Source organism: Caulobacter sp. FWC26, from assembly GCF_002742645.2.
GTDB lineage: Bacteria > Pseudomonadota > Alphaproteobacteria > Caulobacterales > Caulobacteraceae > Caulobacter.
This window is the reverse complement of the sequence record NZ_CP033875.1, coordinates 303,137-319,711: the sequence shown is the minus strand read 5'-3', so window position 1 is coordinate 319,711 and position 16,575 is coordinate 303,137. Positions and strand designations below refer to the sequence as shown.

The window sequence follows — 16,575 nt, the reverse complement described above, 5'->3', positions numbered from 1 at the left end:
ATCCAGCCGGGCATGAACACCCTTGGCCTCGCCGCAGCCCTCGCCTGGCCGATTCCGGTGTTTGCCGCCCTGTTCTTCGTGCTTCGCGACAGGACGCTGAAGTTCCGCCCCCTTTGGGCGGTGGCGTGCTTCATCGGGGTGGGCGCGTTCTGGATGGAGCAGGCGAGCGGGCGGTGGGGCTTTATTCCCCTGGCGATCAATCTGATCCCCGGGACGCAGCCGGGCTTCCATCGGTCGACGATCCCCGGCGGCGCGTTCCTGGTCATGCTGGCTCTGTGGCTGCGCGCCCGCAGGCGGGCGCAAGCCACGCCAGCCGCCTAGAAGAGAACCCTGGGGTTCATGATCCGCTTCGGGTCCAGCGCCCCCCGGATCGCCCGCAGAGCCGCGACCTCGATGGGGTCCTTATAGGTCAGCGCCTCGCCCGTCTTCATCGCGCCCAGGCCATGCTCGGCGCTGATCGAGCCGCTGAAGCCGGCGGTGATGTCGTGGATGATCTTGGCCCCAGCTTCCCGCTGGGCCTCGTGGGCGTCGCCGTCGCCGTCGACGGGCTGCAGGACGTCGTAGTGGACATTGCCGTCGCCGACATGGCCGAAGGCGACGATCCGGGTTCCCGGGAAAGCCTTCTCGATCGCCGCATTGGCCTGGCCGATGAAGTCGGGGATCTTCGAGACCGGCACCGAGACATCGTGCTTCCAGACGGTTCCTTCCGGCTTCTGGCCGGCGGAGTGGCCTTCGCGGATGTGCCAGAACGCCTTCATCTGCGTCTGGGTTTGCGCCACCGCCGCGTCGGCGATCAGGCCCTGCTCCAGGGCCCCGGCCAACAGACGCTCCAGCGCCGCCTCGGCCGCGCCCGGTTCACCGCTGGCGATCTCGATGAGCACGTACCAGGGGTGCGCCTCGGGCAGCGGATCGCGCAGGCCTGGCACATTGCGGACGGTCAGCTCAAAGCCGAGACGGCCCATCAGCTCGAAGGCCTCGACCGCCCCGCCCGTTTCGTCCTTGGCCCGCGCCAGAAGCTGGATGGCGTCGGCCGGCGAGGCCAGGCCCACGATCGCCACGGCGCGTGAGGCCAGCGGCGCGTGCAGCTTCAGGCTTGCGGCGGTGACGATCCCCAGCGTGCCCTCGGCGCCGATCAACAGCTGCTTGAGGTCATAGCCGGTGTTGTCCTTGCGCAGCCGCTTGAGGCCGTTCCAGATCTCACCGTTGGGCAGCACCGCCTCGATGCCAAGGACCTGCTCGCGCATCATGCCGTAACGCAGGACGGCCGTGCCGCCGGCGTTGGTCGAGATCAGCCCGCCGATCGTGCAGGATCCCTCCGAGGCCACGCCGACGGTGAAACGCCGACCAACCTTGGCCGCCTGCTGATGGGCTTCATAAAGAGTGACGCCGGCCTCCAGCACCATCGCGTCGTCGATCGGATCAACGTCGCGGACCGCCGTCAGCTTCTGGGTCGACAGCAGGATCTCGCCTTGCGGAATCTGGCCCGCCACGAGGCCGGTGTTGCCGCCCTGCGGGGTGATCGCTACGCCGTCAGCCGCGCAGATCGCGACCACTGCGGCGACCTCGGCCGTCGAGCGGGGCGTGACCAGAAGCGGCGTCTCGCCGCGCCAACGACCGCGCCACTCCACGAGCCTGGGCGCGATCACATCCGGATCCTGGCTCCAGCCGCCCTCACCGAGCACGGCTTTCAGGCGGGACACGACATCGGCGGGGACGGGCTTGGTCATGATGCGATCATAGGCCTCTGGAGCTAACCGACATAGCCCGCCGCGCGCCGCAGGCGGTCGTTGATCGCCTCGCCCAGCCCCTCCTCCGGGATTGGCGCCACCGCGATCGCCGACGGTCGGATGCGGTCGGCGGCGCGCAGGAACGCGAACAGATTGGCGGCGGCCTCGGCGAGATCCCCGGTCGGACTGAGGTTGAAGACGCGCGAGCTTTCGGACCAGGGACCAAAGGCCAGATAGGCCTCGCTCGCTTCGGGCGTCCTGGCGTTGATCCGCACGGGCGCGTCAGGCGCGTAATGCAGGGCCAGCCGCCCCGGCGAGCGCTTGGCGTCGTCCTGCGCCTCGGCCAGTCGGCCGATGACCTGTTGCAACTGCACGCGCGTGACCGCGCCGGGCCGCAGAAGCCGCACCTCGCCGTCCAGCACCGAGACGACCGTCGATTCCAGTCCGACGGCGCAGGGCCCGCCGTCCAGGCTGGACGCAGCCTTGTCGCCGGTCTCGGCCATGGCGTCGGCATAGGTGGTGGGGCTGGGGCGTCCCGAGCGATTGGCCGACGGCGCGACGACGGCCCCGCCAAAGGCGGCGAGCACAGCGCGCGAAAGAGGATGCCCCGGCACGCGGATCGCCACTGTGTCGAGGCCCGCTCGGGCCAGGTCGCAGACGGCCTCGGCGTCGCGGATCGGCGCCACGATGGTCAGGGGACCGGGCCAGAATTCCCGCGCCAGCGCAAAGGCGCGGTCATCGAAGGCGGCGATCCGCGCGGCGGTCTCCAGATCGGCGACATGGGCGATCAGGGGGTTGAAGCGCGGCCGCCCCTTGGCCTCGAAGATCGCGGCCACGGCGGTGGGGTCAGCGGCGTTCGCGCCCAGGCCATAGACGGTCTCGGTGGGCAGGATCACCAGGCCGCCGGCGCGCAGCGCCTCGGCGGCGGCCGCTATTTCCGCTTGGCGGTCAGCTTGAAGCTCACCTTCACCTGCGCCGCGATCTCGTCCGTCGAAGCCCATTCACCCTGTCCCACGCCGAACGTCGTCCGGTCCAGGCTGGTTACACCGCTGGCGGTCGCCGTGTCGCCGTCGATCTTTAGGGAGAACGGCAGGCTGAGCGGCTTTTTCACGCCGCGTAGATCGAGATTGCCGTCGGCGACATAGCGCCCCTCACCGGTCTTGCGGAATTTGGTCGCCGTGAAGACGGCCTTGGGATGGTCGGCGGTGTCCAGGAAGTCCTCGCCGGTCAGGCTGGCGTCGCGCTGGGCGTCGCCAGTCTCGGCCGAGGCCAGGTCGACGCCGACCGTGACCTTTGAGCGGTCCAGCGCCTCGGGCGAGAACTGGATGTCAGCGGTCCAGCGCTGGAAGCGGCCCTCAATAGACGCGCCTGACCAGGTGGCGGTAAAGCCGAGGGCGGCGCCCTTCTGGACAGTCCAGGCGACGGGATCCTTGAGGTCATCGGCGGGCGGCGTAACGGCCGCTTCCGACGTGGCGGCCGGGGCCGCAGGCGACGCCGCAGTCGACGCGGGCGCGGCTGCGGGCTGGGCCGCCGAAACGGGCTCCACCGGCGCAGGTGGCGGCGCCGACGGCGCGGTGTTAGGCATGTAGAGATAGCCAGCGGCGACCACGGCGGCGAAGCCGGCCGCGGCCAGCCACAGGCGCGGCTCCTTCCAGCCGGGTCTGGCGCCGGGCGCCATGTTCTGGAACACTGCGTCCTTGTCGAGAATCTGGTGCTTGGCCACCGCGCCCAGGTGCAGCAGCAGCAACAGGTAGGTGGTCTTAACCAGCACCCCGTGACCGATCTCGCCGATCTCGTGCCACAGGTGCTTGGGACCGGCCGCCAAATCCGGTAACAGCGGCAGGTGCGGCCAGGGTATCGCGCCGAACAGGATCGTCGGCAGGTTCGTCCGGCTAGTCGATACCAGGATCCAGCCCGTCAACGGCAGGCCGATCATGACGACGTAGAAGCCGATATGCACCACCTTGGAGGCGATCTGCTCCCAGCGGGGCTGACCCGCCGGAGCCGGCGGCGCCGGATTGACCAGCCGCCAGCCCAGACGCGCCAAGCTGAGCAGCAGGATGGTGATCCCGATCGACTTGTGCAGCTGCATCATGGCGAAGGTCGCGGGCCCCTTGGGCCCGTCCCCCGCCCGCCAGCCCAGGATGATCTGGAAGATGATGGCCGCGGCGATCAGCCAATGCAGCGCGATCGCCACCGTCGTGTAGCGTGTCCGGTTCTCGGCCATGCGACTCTCCCAGATCCCTGTTAGGCCAAGCTTACTTCTTGTCGAACTCGACTTCGATGCTCAACGCGACCTCGTCGCCGACCAGCGGCACATATTTGCTGACGCCGAACTCCGAGCGTTTGATAGAGGTCACGGCCGAGAAACCCGTCTTGACGCTGCCCGGCGCGAAGCCCGAGCCCACGCCGTTGAAGGTGACGTCCAGCACGATCGGCTTGGTCACGCCATGCAGGGTGAAGTCGCCATAGACCTTGCCGGTCTGGCCCGCGCCCGGCTCGACCTTGGTCGAGACGAAGGTGGCGGTCGGATACTTATTGGCCTCCAGCCAGCCGTCGCCGGCCAGCTCCTTGTTGAACTTCAGGCCAAACGCGTCGGCGCCGGTCGAGGTGTCGATCGAAGCCGGATCGATGGTCACCGTGATCTTGGCGTCCTGCGGAGCCTTCGGATCATAGGTGAACTCGGCGTCGACCTTAGTGAAGCGGAACTGGTAGTTCGAGAAGCCCATGTGCTTGATCTTGCCCACGACCGAGGCATGGGTCTTGTCGAGCACATAGCGGCCGGCCGGCAGGTCGGCGGGCTTGGTCGAGCTAACGCCCGGCGCAGCCAGGGCGGCGGGAGCCGTCAGCAAGGCGACGGCGACGGCGCCATAGGCGACCTTGGACAGGGAGAAGTGACGGGACATCGGGAGGCGCTCCAGGGAGAATTAAAACAGCGCTAGTTGCAATTTCCCGATCTAGGTACTCCAGCACGGCTTTGAAGGGCATCGTGTTCACGAGCGCGTGATAACGCACCAGCGTGATATCTATCGGTGAGGCGCCGAGCGCTTGGCGACCTTCGGCGCCGCGCTTAAAGACAAGGCGTGATCTGGAGTTTCTCCCAATGACTTTCCGCGCGCCCGTCCGCGATCTTGCCTTCTCGTTGCGCCATGTGGCGGGTTTCGAGCGTCTCACCGACGCCTTTCCTGAGGCGGACGCAGACACGGTCGCAGCCGTTCTTGAGGCGGCCGGCGCGTTCGCCAGCGACATCCTGGCCCCGCTGAACCGACAAGGCGACCTGGTCGGGGCCAAGCTGGAGAACGGCGTGGTGCGCACGGCGCCCGGCTTCGCCGACGCCTACCAGCAGTTCGCGCAGGGCGGCTGGACGAGCCTGGCCGCGCCCGTCGCTCACGGCGGCCAGGGCCTGCCGAAAACTCTCGAGGTCGCCGTCCTCGAAATGATCCAGGCCGCCAACATGGCCTTCGGTCTCTGCCCGATGCTGAGCCTGGGCGCGATCGAAGCGCTGGAGCTGTGCGGTTCGCCCGAACAGAAGGCCAAGTACCTGGGCAAGCTGGTGTCGGGCGAGTGGACCGGCACCATGAACCTCACCGAGCCCCAGGCCGGCTCTGACTTGGCCGCCCTCACGACCATGGCGACGCCCGACGGCGACGGCGGCTGGCGGATCACCGGCCAGAAGATCTACATCACCTGGGGCGATCACGACGCGGCCGACAATATTGTCCACCTGGTCCTGGCCCGTACGCCCGACGCCCCGCCCGGCGTGAAGGGCATCTCGCTGTTCCTGGCGCCCAAGGTGCTGGTCGGCGACGACGGCAAGCTGGGCGAGGCCAACGCCCTGCGCGTCGGCGGCCTGGAGCACAAACTGGGCATCCATGGCTCGCCCACCTGCGTGATGCTGTTCGAGGGCGCCAAGGCCGAACTGATCGGCGGCCTGGGCCAAGGCCTGCCCAACATGTTCGTGATGATGAACGCCGCGCGCCTGCAGGTCGGGACCCAAGGCGTGGCCATCGCCGAGCGCGCTTATCAACAGGCGCTGGCGTTCAGCCAGGACCGCGCCCAGGGCCGCTCGGCCTGGACCGGCGCCTATCCCGCGCGCCTGTTCGACCACCCGGACGTGCGCCGCACGCTGGTGCTGATGAAGGCCCATATCGAGGCCGCGCGCGGCATCTGCCTGTCGACCGCCGTCGCCGCCGACCTGGCCCGCGCCGCCTCGGACGAGGCGACCCGCACCGCGGCCAAGCTACGCGAAGAACTTCTGACCCCCATCGCCAAGGCCTGGTCGACCGACATCGGCGTCACCGTCGCCTCGCAGGGCGTGCAGATCCACGGCGGCATGGGCTTCATCGAGGAGACCGGCGCGGCCCAGCACTATCGCGACGCCCGCATCGCCCCGATCTACGAAGGCACCAACGGCATCCAGGCGATCGATCTGGTGGGCCGCAAGCTGATGCTGGGCGAGGGTCAGGCCATCGGCGATCTGATGGACGACATCCGCGACACGATCGACGCGCTCAAGGCTTCGGACCTGAAGAGCGTGGGTCTGCGCCTGGAGGCGGCCCTCGACGCCGCCGCCGCGGCCACGGCCTGGCTGATCGAACGCCGCGCCAAGGCGATGCCGGACGCGCTTTCGGGCGCCACGGCCTATCAGAAGCTGCTGGGTGATACGGTCGGCGGCTGGATGCTGGCCAAGGGCGCCTTGGCGGCCTCGGGCGAGGCGGACAAGGCCTGGGCCGAGAGCAAGCGCGCCCTGGCTCGGGTGTTCGCCGAATCGGTGCTGGCGCAAGCGCCCGGCGCGGCCGCCGGAGTCATGCTGGGGGCGGCGGATCTTGCTGCGATGACGCCCGAGGTTCTGGGAGCGTAGAACCAATACTCAAAGCCGCGTCATCCCGGCCGTAGCAAAGCGGAGAGCCGCGACCCAGGGGGAAGCGTCTGTGCGCCGCCCCCTGGGTCCCGGGTCGGCTACGCCGCCCGGGATGACACGATCAGGAAAGTCGCCCCCTAGGCCTTGAAGAAGGCCAGGAGGTCCTTGTTGATGATCTCCGGATGGGTGGTGGCCATGCCGTGGGGCAGGCCCGGATAGGTCTTCAACACGCCCTTCTTGACCAGCTTGATGGCCAGGTGGGCGCTGTCGGCGATCGGGACGATCTGGTCGTCCTCGCCGTGCATGATCAGGACCGGGATATCGACCGCCTTGAGATCGTCGGTGAAGTCGGTTTCCGAGAAGGCCTTGATACAGTCGTAGTGGGCCTTGGCCCCGCCCATCATCCCCTGGCGCCACCAGTTGTCGATCTGGCCCTGGCTGACCTTGGCGCCCGGACGGTTGAAGCCGAAGAACGGGCCCTCGGGGATGTCGCGGAAGAACTGAGCGCGGTTGGCCAGCAGAGCCGCGCGGAAGCCGTCAAAGACTTCCATCGGCAGGCCGCCGGGATTGGCCGGGGTCTTCAGCATGATCGGCGGCACCGCGCCGACCAGCACGACCTTGGCCACGCGACCGGGCTTGGCGCGGGCTGCGTAATGGATGGCCTCGCCGCCGCCGGTCGAATGGCCGACGTGGAAGGCGTTTTTCAGGTCCAGATGGTCGGTCAGGGCGATGACGTCGGCGGCGTAGGTGTCCATCTCGTTGCCGCTGTCGGTCTGGGTCGAGCGACCGTGGCCGCGGCGGTCATGAGCGATGACGCGATAGCCCTTCAGCAGGAAGAACATCATCTGCGCGTCCCAGTCGTCCGACGACAGGGGCCAGCCGTGGTGGAACACGATCGGCTGGGCGCTCTTGGGGCCCCAGTCCTTGTAGAAGATTTGGACGCCGTCCTTGGTGGTGACGAAACCGCTTTCGGCGCGGTTGGTCGCGTGGGGCGAGGCGACGGGCTTTTTCGCAGGGGTCGCTGCTTGGGCGGAAGCGCCCAGCGAGGCGGCGGCGGCGGCGAGACCGAAGCCGGCGGTCATCACGCCCCGGCGGGAAGCTTGGTTCGACTGGCTCATGATCATCCCTCATTTCTTGCTCGCAATAACGTTTATCGCGAGAACAATTTAGAGCTACGCGAACCTCGAACGCGTGTCCAGCATTTTATTTGCTGCGATATCCTTTTTTGTGATAAGAAAGATTCATGACGACCAAGACGCCGCCCCCGCATCCTCTGGATCAGCAGATCTGCTTCACCCTCTACGCCACCAGCATGGCGATCACCCGGGCCTACAAGCCCCTGCTGGACGCGATGGGCCTGACCTATCCGCAGTATCTTGTGCTGAATGCGCTGGGCGAAAGCGATGGCGCCACCATCGGCGCGATCGCGGCGCGGCTGGACCTTGAGTCCAGCACCGTAACGCCGCTGGTCAAGCGCCTGGAAGCCGCCGGCCTAGTCATGCGGCGGCGCGGGCTCGAGGACGAGCGCAAGGTCGAGGTGACGATGACGGAAGCGGGACGGGCCCTGTTGGGCCAGTCGGGATGCCTGAACAAGGCTCTGCTGGAGCGGTCCGGCATGGACGGCGAGGACCTAGGCGCGTTGAACCAGCGGATCCAGGCGCTGCACGCTGCGATCGTGCGAGACTGAAGGGCGCGGCGGAGACCGCCGCGCCCATGACGCTTAAAGCTGTTCCAGCAGGTACTCGGCCGACGAGACCTTGAACTGGCCGGCGTCCTCGACATGCAACTGGGTGACGACGCCGTCCTTGGCGACCAGCGAGTAGCGCTGCGAGCGCGGGCCCATGCCGAACTTGCTGCCGTCGAAATCCAGGCCGATGGCCTTGGTGAAGTCGCCGTTGCCGTCGGCGATCAGCAGGACCTCGCCGTCGATGCCTTGGTCCTTGCCCCAAGCCTTCATCACGAAGACATCGTTAACCGAGACGCAGACGATCGAGTCGACGCCCTTGGCCTTCAGTTCCTCGGACTTTTCCTTGAAGCCCGGCAGGTGCTTGGCCGAACAGGTCGGGGTGAAGGCGCCGGGCACCGCGAACAGGGCGACCGTCTTTCCCTTGAAGATGTCATCGGTGGTGATCGGCGCGGGCCCTTCGGCCGTGCTGGTCATGAAAGTCGCCGCAGGCAGCGTGTCGCCAACCTTGATCGCCATGGGCCTATTTCCTCTTGTGGGGATGAATTGAGGGGACTCGAATAGACCCCGACGCGGCGGTCGCCAAGCACGCTTTGTTGGCGTGTTCGACTTGAAACCGTCACACCGAAAGCCAATGCTTCGTGCATGGCTAGCTTAATCGACGATGATGACGGTGAGTTCCTGATCGGCAGGCTGCTCGTCGCCATGCCCGGCATCGAGGATCCGCGGTTCGAGCGCACGGTGCTGTATCTATGCGCCCATGACGAAGAGGCGGCGATGGGCCTCGCGGTCAATCGTCCGGTCGAAGGGCTGACGGTGTTCGAGTTGCTCGAGCGGCTCGGCGTGCGGTCCGAGATACAAGCGCCCAGCGACCTCGTCCTTCTGGGCGGCCCACTAGAACGTGAACGCGGCTTCGTGCTGCATACCGACGATTTCAACTCGCCGGATTCGACCCTGGCTGTGGCCGACGGCGTGGCCCTGACCGCCACCCGCGATGCGCTGGACGCCATGGCCAGCGCCATGAAGCGCCCGCGCAAGTCGCTGCTGGCCCTCGGCTACGCCGGCTGGGGCCCCGGACAGCTGGAGCAGGAGCTGCGCGACAATGTCTGGCTGATCTGTGACGCCGACGAGGGGCTGCTGTTCGACGAGGACCACGAACACAAGTGGACCCGGGCCCTGGCGAAGCTCGGGATCACGGCCGACCACCTGTCGGCGACGGCAGGAAGGGCCTAGCCCCTCGCCTTCACCGGCGCGGCGCCGTCGACATAGGCTTCGTTCAGATAGACCTCGGCCTCCTGCGGCGACAGGGCGGGCGCGTAGCCGAAGCCCTGGCCGTAGTCGCAGCCAAGGGCCTGCAGCGCGTGGGCCATTTCGGCGTTCTCGACGCCTTCGGCGACGACTTCAAGATCCAGGTCCTGGCCAAGCTTGACGACCGAGCGCACGATCTTGGCCGATCCGGCGTTGGTGCCCATGGTGCGGACGAAGTAGCGGTCGACCTTCAGCGTGTCGAACGGCAGGCGCGTCAGGTAAGACAGCGACGAGAAGCCGGTGCCGAAGTCGTCCAGCGCCAGGCCCGCGCCGGCGTCGCGCAAGGTCTTCAGGATCACCGCGGCCCGTTCGGGATCGCGCATGATGTCGCTTTCGGTGACTTCCAGCTTCAGGGCGCCGCGCGGCAGGCGGTTGACGCGCAAGGTTTCGGCCACGTCGGCGACAAGGCCCGGGCGGTCGATCTCGCCGGTCGACAGGTTGACGCTGACGGTCAGGTTTCCCATCGCCGGGTGGGCGGCGCGCCAGGTCGACAGTTGCCGGGCGGCGGCGTGCATCATGTGCGCGCCCAGCTCGCTCATCAGACCCATCTCTTCGATCAGCGGCAGGAACTCATCCGGCGGCAGCATGCCGCGACGCGGGTGGATCCAACGGGCCAGGGCCTCGAAGCCTGAAAGGGCGCCGGTCGACAGGCGAACGATCGGCTGGAAGTAGGGCATGATCTCGCCCCGACCGATCGCGCCCCGCAGGTCGGCCTCCAACGCCAGCCGCGACAGCCCGTCCGTTTCCATCGAGCGGCCATAGGCGGCTGCGCCCCCGCGACCGGCGGCGGCGGCGGCCTCGACCGCCAGTTCGGCGCGACGGATCAGCTCGGCGGCGTCCGGCGCGTCGAGCCCGCCCTCGGCCGTGACCGCGCCGATCGACAGGGTCGGGTGGATGTCAAAGCCGGCGACGCGCAGAGGCTGCTCCAGCGCGCCGCGCAGCACTTCAGCCGGCTCATAGCCGCGCGGTTCGCACAGAACCGCGAACTCGTCCTCGCCGATACGCCCAAGAATCGCCTGAGCGGGGAAGGCCGCCGCGAGCCGCGAGCCGAGGGCCGCCAGAACCAGGTCCGCGCGCTCGTGACCCAGAGCCTCGTTGAGGCGACGTAACCGATCCAAGTCGGCCACAACCAATTGGTGGGTCCCGTCCCGCGACAGGCGTTCACGCGCGCGGGCGATGAAGCTGCGGCGGTCCAGAAGGCCCGTCAGCTCGCAGCGCTCAGAGGCCGAGAATTTGGTTTCAGGGGCGACGACGCCGGCGGCGCGGACACCCTCTTCCAGCCAGACGCCCCGCCAAAGGCAGGTCTCCCCGCCACGCACCCGGAACCGCGCGATGACCTCGCTGCCCGGTTCGCGGGACTTCAGCACCTCCTCGGCCTGGGCGCGATCCTGCGGCAGGGCCAGGGCGCGAAAGGCGGCGGACGAGCATTCGGGGGCCAGGGGTCCGAGGCCCAGCGCGCGCGTTGCGCCGTTCAGGCGCAGGCGGTCGGATTCGGGCTCCCAGATCCACAGGGCGACATCGGCCGCGCCTAACGCCTCAAGCGTGGCCGTCGTGTCCCAGATCCGTCGCTCGCCCGTCCGAAAAGACATGCTCGTCCCAACTAGATCGGCCCAAGCGGGGCGCTACTCGGACGCCACCAAGCCGAACAGACGATGATCTCGCCAAGCGCCGTTAATTTTCAAATAAGCCGGAGCGTATCCCTCTTCAGAAAACCCGCATTTCGCGAGTAGCGCGGCCGAAGCGTGGTTTTCCGGCATGCATGCGGCCTCCAGGCGGTGAAGGCCAAGGCCGTCAAAGGCGAAGCGGATCAGGGTTTCCACCGCGTCCTTCATGTAGCCCCGCCGCGCGAACGGCTCACCCAGCCAATAGCCGATGGTCCCGGTCAGGGCGACACCACGCCGCACGTGGAAAAGACGGATCGCGCCCAGCAGGGCGTCGTCATCGCTGCGGAAGATGAAGAACGCATAGGCCTCGCCGAGCTCCATTTCGCGAGCATAGGCGCCCAGCCGCGCCCGGAAGGCCGCGCGGCCAAGGTCGTGTTCAGGCCAGGTCGGCTCCCAAGGCTCCAGGAAGGCGCGAGATTGGGCGCGCAGGGACGCCCAAGCCTTGTAGTCGCGTGGTGTGGGGGGCCGGAGATGGACCGCGCGCCCTCGCAACCGCAGGCGCTGGCGAGGCTTCAAGAACGGTAGAAGGGCGGACACGGGCGAAACTCTGACGGGATCACGGGCGCACCTTCGACCGTCAGGCGGCCGAGAACAATGCCTTGTCGAAAGCCTCGCCGGCCTTCAGCGCCGACTTGGCGCCAAGGACCGCCGTCGCAGCGCGCCCCGCCGACACCAGCCGTCGCCCCAGCCGCGCGACATCGGCCGGGGTCACGGCGTCGACCTCTCGCGCCAACTCGGCGGGCGGGTAGAGCCGGCCAAACAGCAGCACCTGCCCCGCGCCTTGCTCGGCGCGCGACAGCGGCTGCTCTCGGGCCATGAACATGTGCGCCTTCAGCTGCGCCTTGGCGCGGGCCAGTTCGGCCTCTTCGATCCGATCCGCCAGCTTCAAAAGCTCGTCGGCGCAGACCTTGGCCGTCTCGACGGCATCCCCTGCGGCGCAACCCGCGTAGATTCCCAGAGCGCCATGGTCGGCATAGGTGTCGGCGTAGGCGTCGATATTGTAGGCGAGGCCGCGCTTCTCACGCGCCTCCTGAAACAGCCGCGACGACATCCCGCCGCCCAGGCATTCGGCGAAGATCCGCAAGGCGAAATAGTCGTCTTCGCGGGCGCCGCAGGCCGGCAGCATGAACACCAGATGCGCCTGTTCGAGCTTGCGCGCCTCGGCCAGTGGTCCGCCGACAAAGGCGGCGGGCGACGGAACCGAAGCGCCCGGCGTGGCCGGAAGATCGCCAAACGCCCGCTCGGCGGCGGCCATCAGCTCGCCCTCCTCCACCGCGCCCGTCGCGGCGATCACCAGGCGATCAGCGGCATAGAGGTCGGCGCGCCAGTCCGACAGCGCTTCGACGGTCGCTGCGTTGACCGTCTCGTCGGATCCGAGAATCGGACGCCCCACCGGATGGTCGCCCCAGCTGGCGCGCTGAATCAGGTCGAAGACGTAATCATCGGGCGCGTCGGCGGCCTCGGCGATCTCCTGGGCCACGACCTGCTTCTCGCGGGCCAGATCGGCCCCATCGAGCGTGGGCCGACGCACGAGGTCGGCGATCACGTCCATCCCCAGATCCAGGCCACCCTTCAACGCGCGGACCTGGAAGCTGGTGCGCTCATAGCCGGTGGCGGCGTTGATCGAACCGCCCTGATTCTCGATGACTTCGACGATGTCGCGGGCTGACCGCGAACCCGCGCCCTTGAAGACCATGTGCTCCAGCAGGTGCGACCATCCCGATCGGGCCGGGTCCTCATAGGCCGCGCCACGCCCGGCCACGACGGACAGGGCGAGGGTTTCGAGGCCGGGCATCGGATCGCAGACGACGCGGACGCCGTTCTTCAGGGTGCGCAAGGAAGCGGTCATGAGGGGCGCTATCTAGGTCTTCGCGCCCTTGAACGCCAGCTTTGGCTCAACTGTTCGCTGCGAAGGTCCGCACGAAAGCCTTCACCGACGACCCGTCGGCCGGCAGACGCTCGAACTTTTCCGGTTTTTTGGAAAGGTCGGGCGTGGCGCGCGGGGTCGAGGGCAACAGGCCCGTGGCGGCCTGCACCGCTTCGGGGAACTTGGCCGGATGGGCGGTCGACAGCACCACGACGGGAATCGACGGATCGATCCGGACGCCCTGGGCCGCAGCCAGGCCCACGGCCGTGTGCGGATCGACCACCTCACCCGTCTCGTTCAGGGTCGAGAGCATGGTCTTGGCGGTGTCAGCCTCGCTGACGGCCGCGCCGCGGAAGAGCTCGCGCATCCAGGCGTGGGCGGCGGGCGGAATGTCCAGAAGGCCGGTGTCCGCGAAGGCGCGGAAGGCGCGACCGGTCTCGACCCCGTCGCGGCGGACGGCTTCGAAATAGAGGCGCTCGAAGTTCGAGGCGACCTGAATGTCCATGGCCGGGCTCTGGGTCGCGGCCACCGCGCCGCGCGAATAGCGGCCGTCCTCGAAAGCGCGGGCCAGGATGTCGTTGCTGTTGGTGGCGGCGGTCACCGAATGGATCGGCAGACCCAGCGTCTTGGCTACGAAGGCGGCGTAGGCGTCGCCGAAGTTGCCGGTCGGCACCACGAACGCAACCTCCCGCGCCGGCGCACCCAGGGCGACGGCGGCGGTGAAGTAATAGACGCTCTGGGCGGCGATCCGCGCCCAGTTGATCGAGTTGACGCCCGAGAGGTCCACCGCGTGGCGGAACTGGTCGTCCTGGAAGGCCTGTTTGACGATCGCCTGGCAGTCGTCGAACGAGCCCAGCACCGAGATGCAGGCGACGTTGGCGTCGACGGCCGTGGTCATGAACCGGCGCTGCACCTCGCTGATGCGGCCCTCGGGGAAGAGCGCAACGATGCGGGCGTTCTTGCGCCCCCGGAAAGCCTCGACGGCCGCGCCGCCGGTGTCGCCCGAGGTGGCGCAGATGATGGTCATCTTCCGCGACTGGCGCTCAAGCACATAGTCGTACAGGCGGCCCAGGAGCTGCATTGCAACGTCTTTGAACGCCAGCGTCGGGCCGTGGAACAGCTCCAGCAGGTAGCGGTTGGGCGTCAGCTGCTTGACCGGAACCACAGCGGTGTGGGCGAAGGTGGCGTAGGCCTCCTCGCACATCTGAAGGAGGTCCTCGGCCGGGATATCGTCACCGACGAACTTGCCGACCACGGCCGCGGCGACCTCGGCGTAAGGCTTGCCGGCGAAAGCCGCGATCTCCTTGGCCGTGAAGCTGGGCCACTCGGCGGGCACATACAGGCCGCCGTCCGGGGCAAGACCGGCCAGGACAGCGTCGAGGAAGCCGATGGGCGCGGACTGGCCGCGGGTCGAAACGTAGCGCATCAGGGTCTCAGTCTCCGCCAGAGCATGGCGGCATAGATAAACAGCAGGGTTACGGCAAGACCGAACCACGTAAGAGCGTATTCAAGGTGTCGATTGGAAATTTCTGCCGGCAGCGGCGCCGGCGTGATTCCGCTAGGGGCCGGCGTTTCCTGTTCGACCATCAGGACCAGCGGGGCGGGCTTGCGATCGGCGAAACGCTGCAGGACCTTGGCGCGGTCGCCGCCCAGCTGCTGGATCGGGCTTAGCACGCCCACCACGCGGCGAGGGGCGTCGAAGGCGCGGGGCGCCGGCGCGACCTGGCCGGTCAGGCTGCCGACCACGCCGCGATCCACCAGGATCATGTTGTAGGGTCCGGCGAGGACGGCGCACGGCGCCTGGGCGCGCCAGACGACATCGCCGTCGCGAACGCCATAGACCAGCGGCAGGGGCTCGCCGGCGACGTCGCCGCAGTCGATGCTGACGCGGGTCCAGGCCAGGTCCTCGGGCCGCGTCTTGGCGGTCAAGACCTGCACCAGCGGCATGGCTGGGGCGGTCTTCAGCGCCTCGAGCCGCGCCAGGACGCCCTCCTTCCAATGGAGGCGCTGCAACTGCCAGGTTCCCAGGCCGCACAGGATCGCGAACGAGATCGCCGTGGCGATCGTCAGGCCGGCGGGAAAGCGCGATCGGGCGACGGGGGCCTCAGACATGGTCGCGCCCGGCCTCCGAAGCCTTCTGGGCGATCTGAGCGGCGACCATCAGGCCCTTGGCCGGACGCATCAGGCCAAGGCTGATGACCACGACGGCCGGTAGCCAGATGACCAGCGACACCCAAACGGGCCAGTTCCAGGCGAACATCGAGAACAAGGCGCCAAAGGCGCAGATGGCGCCGGCGATCAGGATCACGAACGTCGCCGCGCCGTCGCCGGTCTCGTACTTGCCGAGATCGAAACCGCAGGCCTCGCAGCGCGGCGCGACCTTGAGAAAGCCGTCGAACAGATAGCCCTCGCCGCAGTGGGGGCAGAGGCCGCGCGCACCGGCGGCGTAGGGGTTGTTCTTGGTCACGCGGACCTCCCGAAACGAAAAAGGCCCGGAACGCTGGTTGGCGTTCCGGGCCCCTTGGATCTCTCGATCTTAGTGGGCCGAGGCCCCGAAGATCACGTAGATGAACGCGAACAGGAACAGCCAGACCACGTCGACGAAGTGCCAGTACCAGGCGGCCGCTTCAAAGCCGAAGTGCTGCTTGGGCGTGAAGGCGCCGTTCAGCAGACGGACCAGGCAGACGATCAGGAACAGCGTGCCGACGAACACGTGGAAGCCGTGGAAGCCCGTGGCCAGGAAGAAGGTCGAACCATAGAGGCCCGAGTTGGCGGCGGCTTCCGAGTAGAACAGCTGCTCGTGGTTGATGTGAGCGTATTCGTAGACCTGGATGGCGGTGAACAGGCAGCCCAGCAGGATGGTCAGGATCAGGCCCCACTTGGCGCCCTTGCGATCGCCGACCTGCAGCGCGTGGTGCGCCCAGGTGACCGTGGTGCCCGACAGCAGCAGCGTCAGGGTGTTGATCAGCGGCAGGTGCCAGGGCGAGACGGTCTCGACGCCGGCCGGCGGCCAGGCGGCCCAGGCGGTGCGGACTTCCTCGATGGTCGAGAGCGTGCGGTGCTCGTGGAACAGCGCCATCTCGAAGAACATCCAGAACCACGCCACGAAGAACATCACTTCCGAGGCGATGAACAGGATCATGCCATAGCGCAGGCCGATCGAGACCACCGGGGTGTGGTCGCCGGCCTTGGCTTCCTTGGCGACATCGGCCCACCAGCCGAACATCGTGTAGAGCACGCCCGCGAGGCCGGCGGCGAAAATGGCCCAGTTGCCCTTGTCGATGCCCAGCACGCCGCCCTTGACCCAACCGATCAGGCCAATGGCCATGACCGTCGCGGCGGCGGAGCCCACGAAGGGCCAGGGGCTGGGCGGAAGGATGTGGTAGTCGTGTTTGACGGCGCCGGCCATGTTGCTGCTAACCCTTATATCCCTCTGAGCACGGTCGGCGGTTCCCCCCGCGCCG

16 protein-coding genes and 2 pseudogenes are annotated in these 16,575 nt (G+C 67.9%); 5 read left to right on the top strand and 13 right to left on the bottom strand.

Annotation, left to right across the window (positions count from 1 at the left end):
* The first annotated feature begins 12 nt into the window (after nt 1-12).
* Complete coding sequence (locus CSW63_RS03175) at nt 13-321, top strand: hypothetical protein (RefSeq protein ID WP_099502876.1); 309 nt, start codon at nt 13-15, stop codon at nt 319-321.
* Here the strand turns inward: CSW63_RS03175 and CSW63_RS03170 are convergent.
* The 4 genes from CSW63_RS03170 to CSW63_RS03155 are packed head-to-tail and all read right to left on the bottom strand — an operon-like array spanning nt 318 to nt 4,633.
* Nucleotides 318-1,727, bottom strand: coding sequence for an FAD-binding oxidoreductase (locus CSW63_RS03170; RefSeq protein ID WP_062099197.1), 1,410 nt, complete (start codon nt 1,725-1,727; stop codon nt 318-320). The genes CSW63_RS03175 and CSW63_RS03170 overlap by 4 nt on opposite strands.
* A 23-nt stretch (nt 1,728-1,750) precedes the next feature.
* Nucleotides 1,751-2,728: an L-threonylcarbamoyladenylate synthase gene (locus CSW63_RS03165; protein WP_062099199.1), complete on the bottom strand. Its 978-nt coding sequence runs from the start codon at nt 2,726-2,728 to the stop codon at nt 1,751-1,753.
* Nucleotides 2,659-3,954 (bottom strand): YceI family protein, encoded by a 1,296-nt coding sequence (locus CSW63_RS03160; RefSeq protein ID WP_062099201.1) that lies wholly within the window; start codon nt 3,952-3,954, stop codon nt 2,659-2,661. Before CSW63_RS03160 ends, CSW63_RS03165 begins: the two co-directional genes overlap by 70 nt.
* 31 nt (nt 3,955-3,985) lie before the next feature.
* Entirely contained in the window at nt 3,986-4,633 is a 648-nt protein-coding gene (locus CSW63_RS03155) for a YceI family protein (protein WP_062099203.1), read from the bottom strand.
* Between the two features lie 142 nt (nt 4,634-4,775).
* Here CSW63_RS03155 and CSW63_RS03150 point away from each other — a divergent pair.
* Both CSW63_RS03150 and CSW63_RS24080 read left to right on the top strand, forming a co-directional pair.
* Nucleotides 4,776-6,588, top strand: a pseudogene (locus CSW63_RS03150) (acyl-CoA dehydrogenase).
* Between the two features lie 21 nt (nt 6,589-6,609).
* Nucleotides 6,610-6,736 (top strand): annotated as a pseudogene (locus CSW63_RS24080) (hypothetical protein); the annotation flags it as partial.
* Here CSW63_RS24080 and CSW63_RS03145 read toward each other — a convergent pair.
* Nucleotides 6,726-7,706 (bottom strand): alpha/beta fold hydrolase, encoded by a 981-nt coding sequence (locus CSW63_RS03145; RefSeq protein WP_099503930.1) that lies wholly within the window; start codon nt 7,704-7,706, stop codon nt 6,726-6,728. The pseudogene CSW63_RS24080 and the gene CSW63_RS03145 sit on opposite strands and share 11 nt — an antisense overlap.
* A 125-nt stretch (nt 7,707-7,831) precedes the next feature.
* On the opposite strand from CSW63_RS03145, the gene CSW63_RS03140 reads away from it, so the two are divergent.
* Nucleotides 7,832-8,275 (top strand): MarR family winged helix-turn-helix transcriptional regulator, encoded by a 444-nt coding sequence (locus tag CSW63_RS03140; RefSeq protein WP_062095003.1) that lies wholly within the window; start codon nt 7,832-7,834, stop codon nt 8,273-8,275.
* 33 nt (nt 8,276-8,308) lie between these two features.
* On the opposite strand, the gene CSW63_RS03135 is transcribed toward CSW63_RS03140, so the two are convergent.
* Nucleotides 8,309-8,791 carry a peroxiredoxin gene (locus CSW63_RS03135; RefSeq protein ID WP_062095001.1) on the bottom strand — a complete coding sequence of 161 codons (483 nt, stop codon included), beginning with the start codon at nt 8,789-8,791 and terminating at the stop codon, nt 8,309-8,311.
* Between the two features lie 126 nt (nt 8,792-8,917).
* Here CSW63_RS03135 and CSW63_RS03130 point away from each other — a divergent pair, with 126 nt between their 5' ends.
* Nucleotides 8,918-9,505: a YqgE/AlgH family protein gene (locus tag CSW63_RS03130; RefSeq protein WP_062094999.1), complete on the top strand. Its 588-nt coding sequence runs from the start codon at nt 8,918-8,920 to the stop codon at nt 9,503-9,505.
* Here the strand turns inward: CSW63_RS03130 and CSW63_RS03125 are convergent.
* The 7 genes from CSW63_RS03125 to CSW63_RS03095 form a co-directional block, all read right to left on the bottom strand.
* A complete protein-coding gene (locus CSW63_RS03125) occupies nt 9,502-11,169 on the bottom strand; it encodes a bifunctional diguanylate cyclase/phosphodiesterase (protein ID WP_062094997.1) in 1,668 nt (555 codons plus the stop codon). The genes CSW63_RS03130 and CSW63_RS03125 overlap by 4 nt on opposite strands.
* Nucleotides 11,170-11,202: 33 nt before the next feature.
* A complete protein-coding gene (locus tag CSW63_RS03120) occupies nt 11,203-11,781 on the bottom strand; it encodes a GNAT family N-acetyltransferase (RefSeq protein WP_062094995.1) in 579 nt (192 codons plus the stop codon).
* Between the two features lie 40 nt (nt 11,782-11,821).
* Nucleotides 11,822-13,093, bottom strand: coding sequence for a pitrilysin family protein (locus tag CSW63_RS03115; protein WP_062094993.1), 1,272 nt, complete (start codon nt 13,091-13,093; stop codon nt 11,822-11,824).
* 46 nt (nt 13,094-13,139) lie between these two features.
* Nucleotides 13,140-14,537 carry a threonine synthase gene (gene thrC, locus CSW63_RS03110; protein ID WP_062094991.1) on the bottom strand — a complete coding sequence of 466 codons (1,398 nt, stop codon included), beginning with the start codon at nt 14,535-14,537 and terminating at the stop codon, nt 13,140-13,142.
* Entirely contained in the window at nt 14,537-15,223 is a 687-nt protein-coding gene (locus CSW63_RS03105) for an SURF1 family protein (protein WP_062094989.1), read from the bottom strand. Before CSW63_RS03105 ends, thrC begins: the two co-directional genes overlap by 1 nt.
* A complete protein-coding gene (locus CSW63_RS03100) occupies nt 15,216-15,578 on the bottom strand; it encodes a DUF983 domain-containing protein (RefSeq protein ID WP_062094988.1) in 363 nt (120 codons plus the stop codon). Before CSW63_RS03100 ends, CSW63_RS03105 begins: the two co-directional genes overlap by 8 nt.
* Before the next feature lie 69 nt (nt 15,579-15,647).
* Complete coding sequence (locus tag CSW63_RS03095; protein WP_062094986.1) at nt 15,648-16,520, bottom strand: cytochrome c oxidase subunit 3; 873 nt, start codon at nt 16,518-16,520, stop codon at nt 15,648-15,650.
* Between the last annotated feature and the right edge of the window lie 55 nt (nt 16,521-16,575).